The 11,172-nt window shown below is 31.3% G+C and carries 11 protein-coding genes and 1 pseudogene; 4 read left to right on the top strand and 8 right to left on the bottom strand.

What is annotated here, in order from left to right; all coding sequences use genetic code 11:
* Positions 1–40: 40 nt before the first annotated feature.
* The gene (locus tag METFODRAFT_RS04505; protein ID WP_007044361.1) at positions 41–655 is read right to left on the bottom strand and encodes an HD domain-containing protein; all 615 of its coding nucleotides are present in this window, start codon (positions 653–655) and stop codon (positions 41–43) included.
* Positions 656–936: 281 nt separating this feature from the next.
* Between METFODRAFT_RS04505 and tnpA the strand changes: the two genes are divergently transcribed.
* The 3 genes and pseudogenes from tnpA (at position 937) to METFODRAFT_RS04490 (ending at position 3,363) form a co-directional block, all read left to right on the top strand.
* Positions 937–1,356 (top strand): IS200/IS605 family transposase, encoded by a 420-nt coding sequence (gene tnpA / locus METFODRAFT_RS04500; protein WP_007044360.1) that lies wholly within the window; start codon positions 937–939, stop codon positions 1,354–1,356.
* Position 1,357: 1 nt separating this feature from the next.
* Positions 1,358–2,573 (top strand): annotated as a pseudogene (locus METFODRAFT_RS11945) (RNA-guided endonuclease InsQ/TnpB family protein).
* A gap of 604 nt (positions 2,574–3,177) precedes the next feature.
* Positions 3,178–3,363: a hypothetical protein gene (locus tag METFODRAFT_RS04490; RefSeq protein WP_007044357.1), complete on the top strand. Its 186-nt coding sequence runs from the start codon at positions 3,178–3,180 to the stop codon at positions 3,361–3,363.
* 8 nt (positions 3,364–3,371) lie between these two features.
* On the opposite strand, the gene METFODRAFT_RS04485 is transcribed toward METFODRAFT_RS04490, so the two are convergent.
* The 7 genes from METFODRAFT_RS04485 to METFODRAFT_RS04455 all read right to left on the bottom strand — a co-directional run bounded on the left by METFODRAFT_RS04485 (position 3,372) and on the right by METFODRAFT_RS04455 (position 9,570).
* Positions 3,372–3,791, bottom strand: a complete 420-nt coding sequence (locus METFODRAFT_RS04485) for an archease (RefSeq protein WP_048115569.1) — start codon at positions 3,789–3,791, stop codon at positions 3,372–3,374.
* Between the two features lies 1 nt (position 3,792).
* Complete coding sequence (gene rtcA / locus METFODRAFT_RS04480; RefSeq protein WP_007044355.1) at positions 3,793–4,818, bottom strand: RNA 3'-terminal phosphate cyclase; 1,026 nt, start codon at positions 4,816–4,818, stop codon at positions 3,793–3,795.
* A gap of 4 nt (positions 4,819–4,822) precedes the next feature.
* On the bottom strand, positions 4,823–5,230 hold the full coding sequence (locus METFODRAFT_RS04475) for a hypothetical protein (RefSeq protein ID WP_007044354.1): 408 nt from the start codon (positions 5,228–5,230) through the stop codon (positions 4,823–4,825).
* 150 nt (positions 5,231–5,380) lie between these two features.
* Positions 5,381–6,175, bottom strand: coding sequence for an NOL1/NOP2/sun family putative RNA methylase (locus METFODRAFT_RS04470; protein ID WP_007044353.1), 795 nt, complete (start codon positions 6,173–6,175; stop codon positions 5,381–5,383).
* A gap of 4 nt (positions 6,176–6,179) precedes the next feature.
* Positions 6,180–6,644: an archaeosortase family protein ArtE gene (gene artE, locus METFODRAFT_RS04465; RefSeq protein ID WP_007044352.1), complete on the bottom strand. Its 465-nt coding sequence runs from the start codon at positions 6,642–6,644 to the stop codon at positions 6,180–6,182.
* Between the two features lie 2 nt (positions 6,645–6,646).
* Entirely contained in the window at positions 6,647–7,603 is a 957-nt protein-coding gene (thiL, locus tag METFODRAFT_RS04460; RefSeq protein ID WP_007044351.1) for a thiamine-phosphate kinase, read from the bottom strand.
* A 26-nt stretch (positions 7,604–7,629) separates the two neighbouring features.
* A complete protein-coding gene (locus tag METFODRAFT_RS04455) occupies positions 7,630–9,570 on the bottom strand; it encodes a pentapeptide repeat-containing protein (protein WP_007044350.1) in 1,941 nt (646 codons plus the stop codon).
* 299 nt (positions 9,571–9,869) lie between these two features.
* Between METFODRAFT_RS04455 and aroA the strand changes: the two genes are divergently transcribed.
* On the top strand, positions 9,870–11,147 hold the full coding sequence (aroA, locus tag METFODRAFT_RS04450; RefSeq protein ID WP_007044349.1) for a 3-phosphoshikimate 1-carboxyvinyltransferase: 1,278 nt from the start codon (positions 9,870–9,872) through the stop codon (positions 11,145–11,147).
* The last annotated feature ends 25 nt before the right edge of the window (positions 11,148–11,172 follow it).

The following is an 11,172-nucleotide window of genomic DNA, read 5'->3' as shown; positions in this document are numbered from 1 at the left end:
CCATAATCTCTTTATGTAAAGAAACTGGTTTATTGTTAATCTAAGTATTTAAATGTATTTGCGAAAGTCCTATTATAATAACCTCTTTTATTGATGCTGCTGAGACTGAGTGAATGTCATAGCATCCCTTGCATATTGGTACCCTTGACCTCCCTTCCGTCATATCTGTCCCATCTGCAACTGCAACAACTCCAGCCTCAATAGTTTGTCCCATTATCCCTTCATTGTGGGAATAAATGGCATGAAGGGTTTCAGTTATAATTGGAGTTGGGTTTTTGTAGTATTTTTTTAGTATTCTCTCTAAGATAGGCCTTGCTAAGTATGTGGAGTGGAAATGATGATTAAATCTATGAACTGCATTTCCAATATCGTGCAAATATGCGGAGAGAAGAACAATAACCAATGAATCTTCAAAAGTTCCGTTATAATCCTCCACAAAACTTGGTTCAATACCATTTTTGTAGAGAATTTTAAGTATTTTTATTGCATTGTTTGCTACGATTTTTGCATGGGTTTTTCCGTGGTCATTAAAGCCCATTCTTTTAACAGCCATTATATTGGACATTTTTAGGAGAGATTTTATCTCAATATCTTTGTCTATATCCTCGTATATCTTCTTTGGAATCCCCTCCAACTTCTGCAGTTCCTCTTCCATAGTATGCACCTAAATTTTTTTATTATTGATTTTATACGACACAACAATTTCAAAGTATGTTGTTTGCAAATTTTATTAAAATTTACCATTGATTGTTGCTAAGAAAGCACCGCCCTAAAGGGCGGTGATGAATTCAGACAAAAACCTACGGTTTTTGTTACTCTCCTCGCTATGCTCGGAGATAGGGGATATGGGTGGGGCTATTTTATTAGTTAGATAGATTAAACATATATAGCAAAATTTACATATAATTTTTATCTATATAATATTTGGTGGTTGTTATGGAATTGAAATCGCCACCAAAGAAATACCATCACAATAAGAATAAGCACATTGTATATAGTTGTCAATATCATGTAGTATTTTGCCCAAAATATCGAAGACCTGTATTAACTGGAAAGATAAAAGAACGATTAGAAGAACTAATTAAAAAAAGGTGTAAAGAACTCAACACCGAAGTTTTAGATATGGTTATCGCACCAGACCATGTTCATTTATTGTTAGATGCAGACCCAACAATTGGAATAAACAAAATCGTTGCACAGATTAAAGGATATACCTCAAATAGATTAAGAAACGAGTTTCCAGAGCTAAAAAGAAAACTACCGACATTATGGACACGAGGTAGATTTATATCAACCGTTGGAATAGTAACACTCGATGTTATTAGACAATATATAGACAGCCAAAAAGGTGTCTAAGTTGGAAGTAACTCGAGTTTTAACCATAAACCTAACAAGAAAACTAACCAACGAACAATTAATTATACTAAACCATTTAACTTATTCCGCATCGAAATTATGGAATATTGCTAACTATCAAATAACACAAGGCAATATAAAAATAACCGAATTAGAAAAGAAATTAAAGAATAATTTTTGGTATAAAAATCTTCACTCACAATCAGCCCAGGTAGTTCTGCAGAAACTAAAAATCGCTTGGATTAATACTTTTAAACAGCACACAAAAAGACCGAGATTCCAACCGAAAGATGGACACTTTCCAGTTAAGTGGAAAAAAGACGGATTTAGAATTATCGACAACAAGTTAAGATTATCGCTGTCAAAGCAAACTAAGCAATACTTAAAAAAAGTTTGGAATCGAGTCCAAGTTCTTATGGGTAGAGTTGCCGAGAACTCTACCGCTCGATTCCATGAATGTTAAGGAAGTAGAGATTGTTCCGCATGACCTCTACGGGCAGAGCTTTTATGTGTTGCACTTGATTTATAGAAAAGTAGTTAATCCAGGGAAGTTCAGCAAAGATAAAGTGATGGCTATTGATTTAGGTGTTAAAAATTTAGCGACGGTCGTTATACAGAATGAGAGACAGTCATTCATATTCGATGGCAGAATTTTGTTGTCTAAATTAAGGTGGTTTGCTAAGAAAAAAGCATCGATAGTATCAGAGATTGCTAACCAAGGATTAAAGAATTGCAAGAGATTAGCAAGGTTGACAGTTAAGGAAAAGAATTACGTTAAAGACTACATGCATAAAATTAGTAGATGGATTGTAGAGTTAGCGAAGGAAAAGAGCGTTTCAAGGATTGTTGTAGGTGATTTAAGCAAGGGAATAACAAAAATAGACATAGGAGATAGAGTTAACCAGCAACTCCATAGAATACCATTTGGAAAATTGGTTAAAATGATAACCTACAAGGTAGAGGAGTTAGGTATCGATGTAGAACTAATCAATGAAAGTTATACATCACAAAAATGTAGCGTTTGTGGAGTAATAAAGAAATCAAATAGAAAATACAGAGGTTTATATGTTTGTTCGAATTGTGGGATAGTTATTAATGCTGATATTAATGGAGCAAGAAATATCTTATTTAAGGTAGTCCCGAACCCCGAAAGGAGTAGGGATAGTGGGCTTGGCAACCCGCGGAGGGTGAGGCTTATAAACCCTCTGCTCTCCTAAAGAAACTCCGCCCTTTAGGGCGGAGAGTATGTCATCTAAAAACCTAAATGTTGTATTCGTCTTAAATTTAAAATGAATCGCAATATTCAAATTTATTTGAGGTTTTTAATATACCAGTATCTCCGAATATGCATTAGATATACACAACCGAGTATTACCACCATAATCAAAGGAAGGTTTGCAATACAAGTTTGCAAAGTCGTTAATTGATATAATAAATTCTTTTAAATTATAATTTAAATTATAAGGAATTTCGTTTTTATGTTTCATCCAAATCCAAAAGTTATGGATTATCGCTCTAAGTATAAATAGAAACAACCTAACCTTTAAAGTCCTGATTTCGTTTTTATTTTTAGGTCTTTAAACATTCTAAATCTTGTTTCTATATTCCAACGCTTTTTATAGATTTTTAGATTAGCCCATAAAGTTATATAATACCCCAGTTCTAAATAAAGAAATTTTTATAAATTATAAAGAAAATTTTAAATATTATGAACAAATATCTAATAACATCCCTAAAAAGATTTTAGTAATAACATGAATGGAAAAGTATATATATGATAATACTAATTTCAAAAATAATAATAAATAGGGTAGGGATACTATGGATGAAATTGATAAAAGAGCCATAGAAATACTTTTAAAAGCCCCGTTTATGACTGAGGAAGAGATGAAAAACACCGTCAAAGTATTAAAACAAATGGCGAGAATGAAAAAGAATAGAGGGAGTATAAAGGAGATTTTGGATTATTGGGCAGATCAAGCATACATGTTGTCTATGGAAGCGTAATTCAATAACTATAGATCAACAATAAATTTAATTACCCATTTATCCCCTTCATGCTTAATTTCCATCTTGTGATAGGTTATTGCTTTAACTTCTTCTTTTGGCTCATGTTTTTCTTTGTCAAATTCTTCCCCAAATGCTATGCACTTTAAATGAAAAATTTCCCCTTCTTTATCCATCTCTACATCAAACTCAGAAAAAACTAAAAACTCGCTATCATGCAAAATTAGAAGTTCAGTTAAAAAATCATACAATAAATCACATAAATCATCTGCAGAAACTTCAAAGGTTCTTTTTTCTTTTTTTTCAACATTTTCTATATTAACCATGAGATTAAATAACCCCTTTGCAGCATTGGAAAATGCCTCCTCCAAAGTTTCCCCTTCTGCAATAATTCCCATATCGGCAGTAGTTTCAAAATATCTAAACATATTATCCCTCATAAATCTCAATCGTATAGCCATTACAACCATTTTCATCATATTCCTCAATTTTAAATTTAACATCAAAGAAATTTTCCACAACATGGATGTTTGTGCGTGTATGGTTGGTTATTTTTGAAATTCCAACTCTACCTTTTCCCATTGCTAAGAATGGTATTATTTGGTCTCCCATATATTTATCTAAAGCCATTCCACTTTTAAGTTCTTCCAATAACTTTTCAGCAACCATCTTTCCAACGATTTCTGATCTTAGGCCTTTCTCCCCCAAACAACTTTCTCCAACAGTATCACACCACAAAACTATCCCTGCCCCGGTTGATGTGTCCTTTGAGTTTTCAAGTTTTATATTTGGGAGATAACTATTCTTCATTAACAATTCTGAGCAGGATTTTCTCATTCTTTTTGGAATGTCATTGGTTAAATTCTGAGCGTAGGCAATGCCTCCTACTTTTTTATCCCTACTATGTTCAACCAATTCAATCTCTTTTATTTTTGAAGGTTTTAATGTTAATCTCACAACTCCTCCACCTTCTGGATAAAATCCTCTCTTTAAAACCTCTATATTTGCATCAACCCCCACAAAACCCAAAACTTTCAAAACCACATTTTTCATATAGTCAATTGGCGGGGCATTCTTCACATCAGTCCCACCAGTTACGGTTATGGTTGTTGGTTTTTTTATAACTGCAGAGATGGGAAGAAGTGTCTGAATAACCAAAGAAATACTCCCAGCGGTTCCAATATCAAGTTTAAAACTTTTTGGGGATATTTTATTTGGATAAAAGGTTAATTCCTCTGAACCAACATAGAGTCCATCAACATCTGCATTACACAATTTTTTAACCACCTTTACACATGCAACGTGTTGATGAGAAAGTCCTTTATTCTTCCTTTTTTTCCTAATATTTATTATCTTCACTGGTTTTTGAGTTAATGCAGATAAAGATATTGCAGTTCTAACAATCTGCCCTCCACCCTCCAAATAACTACCATCAATAACTACACCTTCGCCCAAAAAATCACCTTAATAATCTTTTTAATATAAAAATAACAACATCCAATTCATCATCAGAAATCCCATCAGATTTCATAATTTTTAGAATTTTATGTATTTTTGAATAATTTTTCTTATAAATTTCAAAAATCTTTTCAGAGTTTTCTGTTAATTTATATATCTTTTTTTCTTTTCCAGTTTTTGTTCTTTCAGTGGACTTAATCTCCAAACAATTTAATTTCCTTAGTTCGTTTATTGCATCACTTATAGTTTGTTCTTTGATATAATGTTTTTCAATATCAACACATTTTAGGTTTTTAATATTTTGATTGAGTTTCTTTGTGATGTTGTATATTGTTAATTCTTCCCCTTTTTTGCCAAGAATTAGTATTTCTTCCATTATTTTTAATTTGTCATGAATCTTTTTTGGCATTTACTACACCTTTTTTAAAATAAACTTCAAAAAGAAGGTTTGAATTTTTTGAATATCTCTTTATATACCTTACGAATTCAGTGTATATTAGAACCTGTGGGGGTGAAACAATGATTGCTCCAAGAAAACCAAAAAACCCAAAATAAATAGTTAATCCTCAGTTTTTATAAGTTTTGCTATGAAGAAGGGTTCATTTGGGGGGACTACTCTTAAAGTTCCTTTTATCCCCCCTTCAATAACATTTATCCTTTCAAAACTATTTTCAATTGGCAGAAGTTCAACGTTATCCCTCTTATTTAATATATGCTCTATAACCCCTTCATTTTCCTCCTCTTCGGATGAACATGTGCTATAAACCAAAGTCCCGCCTTCCTTCAATAAATCAATTCCCACATCAATAAGTTCCTTCTGCCTATTTGAGCAATATATTATGTCTTCTTTTGTTACATTTCTACTTTTATCTTTTATTACATTCCCACTACATGGAGCATCCAATAATATTTTATCAAACCTTAAATTCTTTTCTTTCAAATGCAATGCATTCATATTTAGCATAATAACATTTGCTATATCCATCCTATTTATATTTGCCTTTAAACTCTTCATCCTACTACTTTTTATTTCAACAGATACGATAACCCCTTCATTGCCCATAAGTTGGGACAAATGTGTTGTTTTCCCACCTGGAGCAGCACACATATCCAAAACTAAATCATCCTTTGAGGGGTTTAAAACTATTGGTGGTATCATTGAGGAGATGCTTTGAACAAAGTAGTATCCAAACAAATACTCTGGTGTTGCTCCAATAGAGAATGGAGATTTTAGAACCTCAAAGGCATAAGGTAAAAATGTCTCTTTCAATACAACCCCTTTATTTTCCAACCTATTTTTTAATGTTTCTGGATTTATCTTTAGTGTATTTACTCTTATATATTGTAGATTCAATTTCTCACCTGTTAATTAGATCCTGTATTTTTAACCAAAGTAATGCTGCAAATACTGTTATTGGAACATCTATGTAACTAATTATATCATGTATTGTTTGGATGTTGTAGGTTTCATGAGTTCCAATAAATGCAATTAAACATATTCTAATGATATTTCCAAAATAGATTAAGGATATTCCAATAAAAGAACCTAAAATAAATTCTTTAAAGTTTTTTGCCGTAACGATAACCAATGAGATGTATATTGCCATTAGGGAAACTCCAGTGCATACCCCTATAACCTCAATCGACAAATTACTTAAATGGATTATATTGCCCTCTAAATAACACTCCTCAAACATTTTCAAAATTAAATAACTATGAAAGGTAACATACTTTATCAAAAAATTCTCAAGGGGTTTCATAATAATATAAACAATAGGAGTCAAAATGAAGAATTTTAAAATTGTCTTTTCCCATTTATCCACATCTACCACCTATGCAAATAACCTCCAAACTTAAAAACATTGTCATCCAAGTATCTTCCATCTTCAATAACCCTTCCAATCTTAACAACCTTTGTATTTATTCTTTTTAATTCCTCCTTTACTTTCAAATATTTTTTTGTTGTAAATAACAATTCAAATTCTTCTCCACTATTCAACACCGCCTCTATTGGATTTATATTGAATTCCTCACAAAACTCAAAAACATCCTCTGGAACTACCTTTAATAACTCCTCTGAATATATCTCAAATCCTCCAATATAAAACAAATCCTTTGCCAATCCATCGGAAATGTCGCAGGAAGAATTTATCAATCTATTTATTAAAATGCCCTCTTTTACTCTTGCCTCTGGCTCGCAGAGTTTCTTCGTTATATTTGGATATTTTTCCATAAGTTTGTTAAATTGGTTTTTGTTTATTATACCTTTATCTCTCATCTCAATCATCTTCAATGCACAAAATACTCTCCCTAAATCATTAGTTATGCAAATATCATCCCCAATCTCTGCCTTTCTATATATTGGGTTGTCCGTTAGACCAAATGCAGTTCCGCATAAAGTTAGTTCATTTGATTTGTTTGTGTCTCCTCCAACTACGGGGCATTTGTATTTTTCTGCCATGAAGTTTAAGCCCTTAGATAACTCGTCTATAAATTTTTTGTTTGCATATTCCTTACTAATTCCAATAGAAACCACAATCCCCAATGGCTTTGCACACATTGCCGCAATATCTGAGACGTTTGCAGTAATTAATCTCCCACCTATTTGAAATGGAGTTAATATGTCTGGAAAATGAGTGGATTTGAACATCATATCTGTTGTTATTACCAAATAAGTTTTATTTATTTCAAAAACTGCACAATCATCTCCAATAGATTTTATGGCATTCCCTTTATAAGTTAGGTTTTTTGAGATGAGGTTTATTATTTCAAGTTCATTCATAGATTCACCACCAATAAAAAATGGCGTTATTTTCTACTTAATTTTCTTCTCAGTGCTATATAGAGATTACCCAGTATAATTATTGATAATATACTGTATATGCAATAAATTATTGTATCCATTAAGGTTTTACCATCTCCTATGTAGAATTTAGATCCCAACACTGATTTTAGATATTCTGCATACAATAATAAAAAATCTAGAATTGTGTTTGGAATTTGGATATTTATAAGAGAATTTAAACAATGAAAAAGTATTAAAACAAATGGTGTTGTAAATATTAAAATAACAAACCAAAATATTGGTATACTTATTGATTCTCCATAATCAGATATTGCTCCATAAGCTTTGATAATATATTTTTCAAATTCATTATTTGAATATTCTTTTATTAACTCCATTTCCATTTTGTATAAATCAGATGCTTCAATGTAAGTTCTGTTATTTTCAATGGATATTCTTAAATTCCTATATTCTGCAAGGACTGATTTATAATCTAAGTGGTTTTTAAGGATGTTATATGTCTCCTTATATATTCCTTCATTATTTTTATCATTTTTTAGAAGTTTATGGCTTAAAATCTTTTCTTTTTTAATATTGCATAATAACATCACTTCTCTAACATCTGTTTTTAAAAAGGACGTTTTTGATAATGGGAAGTTTTCTATTTTTGCATGTTTGTTTAGAAATTGGACATTAAGAAAGATTGCTAAGCATTCACCTTTAATTATATTAATTATTGTATGTATCCATTGGTCATTAGGTTTTTCTAAATTAATTTCAACCTTCTTAGATTTTTCAAACTTAATTTTACCTTTTCTAAATAATAAATCTTCAAATGTGCAATCAACAAAAGATAACAACACAAAACAGATTCCTCTAAAATCTGCACGAGATTTAAAGGTTGCATTGAAAAATTTTGCTTTATTGAAAATAACATTTGAAAAATTAACATCCTTCTCAAATGTTAAATAAGTGAATTCCGCCTTTTCTTTAAATTTTGAATCGCTAAAATTGACATCTCCTTTAAATTCTGAACCCCTAAAACTAATCCATTTCTCAAATGTCGAATGACTAAAATAAGTTTTTCCACTAAATATTGAATTGTTGAAATTCGCTTTTCCTTCTACTGTTAAACCATGAAAATACGCCTTTTCTTTAAATTCTGAACCTTCAAAAATAACATCCCATTTAAATTTCGGATACCAAAAACTAACATTTTTTTCAAATGTTGAGTTTCTAAAGTCAGCTCCTCTTTCAAATATTATCAAACCATTAAAGTTAACATTCCCTTCAAACGTTGAACTACTAAAATCTAATATTTTTTCAAATACTAAATTCTCAAAATACACATTTCCCTTAAAGGTTGAGTTATTAAAATCAACTTTCTTTTTAAATACTATCGAATCCATAAAATAAACATTTTTCTCAAATATTGAGTCAGTAAAATTAATTTCACCTTTAATTACCAAATTATTTTCAAATTTATCTGATTTTTCAAAATAGACGTCCTCTTTAAATGTTGATTCCCGAAAAATAATATCTTCCATAAATGTTGAATCTATAATAGTGACCTCACCTTGAATTTCTGAACACCTAAAATCAACTTTTCCTTTAAATGTAGATTCTATAAAATTTACACTTCCCAATAGTATTTTAATAGATATTTTCTTAATTGTTTCCACAATCTCTATTTTGAATTTGAACATTTGAAAGTTACCATTGAATTCAACATTATAGAAACTAAGGTTTATACCTGCATTTGTAGTTATAGTTATCACATCTGTGTCTTTTTGTTTATCAATTAACCGTTTTAATTCCTCATCATCCTTAATTCTATCATAAATATCCAAAATATCAACATCTCCTTCAACAATACAATCCTCTAACGTAAAATCCTCCCCCTTCTCCAAACATTCAACAAATCTATCAATAAATTCCTTACTTTTTATAACTTCCTTTTCCATAATCCCCCACCAATTGCAATAACATTATAGTTGTGTGCGAAATTTTTTAAACTTATCTATAAACATTAAAATATTTCAAATAACCCCTATTCTTCCTTTAAATTCAAAATTAAGGATTTTAGCACCTAAAATTTATTGGAGTTATTGTTCAATTTTTAACGCACACAACTATAAATATACCTAAAACCTTTATTTAAAAAATGTCGATGATGAGAGTCATCCCTCCTGATTTATGAGGAGACCTGGGGTAACTGAGACATTTTTTATTTTTGTTTTTCATTAATTTTATTGGTGATAATATGTTGATTGTTAGGAAAACTGAGAGGATTGAAGGAGTTGTTAATGCCCCGCCATCAAAATCCTACACACATAGGGCAGTTATAGGAGCATCTTTGGCAGAGGGGACATCAAGAATAAAAAATCCTCTAAATGGGGATGATTGCCTTTCATCTGTTCATGGATGCAGGATGCTGGGAGCAGAGATTGAGTTAAATGAAGAAGAGTGGGTTGTTAATGGAACTTCCCCGCAAACACCAGACAACATAATAGATATTGGAAATAGTGGAACCACCTTAAGAATTTTAACTGGAGTCTCATCCCAAATTCCAAAGGGATACGCAATTTTAACTGGAGATGATTCAATAAGAAAAAGACCCATGCAACCTTTATTGGATGCATTAAAGCAACTTGACATAGAGGCGTTTTCATCAAAAGAAAATGGAACCGCCCCAATAATTGTTAAAGGAGGAAAGTTGAAGGGGGATGTTGTTAAGATAAGAGGAGATATAAGTTCCCAATTCATAACATCATTGATGATGACATTGCCGTTTAATGAAAATGATACGGAAATATTTTTAACATCCCCATTAAAATCAAAACCATATTTGGAAATTACCATGGACGTTTTAGGCAAATTTGGAATAAAAATTGATGAGACAGAGAAAGGATTTTTAGTTTATGGAAATCAGAAATATAAGGCAATAGATTACACTGTTGAAGGTGATTACTCATCAGCATCCTATCTTGTTGCGGCAGGGGTTTTATTTAATTCAGATATAACAATAAACAACCTCTTCAAAGACTCAAAGCAAGGAGATAAGGCAATAATAAAAATTGTCAAAGAAATGGGGGCAGATGTTAAGGTTAAGGATGATAAAGTTATTATTAAAGGAGAGTATAACTTGGAGGGTATTGATATTGATGTTAAGGATATTCCTGACTTAGTTCCAACAATATCTGTTTTGGCATGCTTTGCAGAAGGAAAAACCACCATCTACAATGGTGAGCATGTTAGATTGAAGGAATGTGATAGATTATCTGCATGTGCAAAGGAATTGAGCAAAATGGGGGCAAAAATAACAGAAAAACCAGATGGATTAATAATAGAGGGCGTTAAAAAATTAAAAGGAGCAAAATTAAACACCTATCATGACCACAGATTGGTTATGGCATTCACAATTGCAGGAATGAAGGCGGAAGGGGAAACTGTAATTGAAGGAGAAGATGCTGTAAAGATATCTTTCCCAAATTTTGTCGATGTGATGAAATCCTTGGGAGCAAATATTGGGGTTAAATAACCAATATCTTTCAGTTAGATTAAAA

Origin of the sequence: Methanotorris formicicus Mc-S-70, assembly GCF_000243455.1 — an archaeon.
GTDB lineage: Archaea > AGJL01 > Methanococci > Methanococcales > Methanococcaceae > Methanotorris > Methanotorris formicicus.
This window is presented reverse-complemented; position numbering and strand designations above follow the sequence as displayed.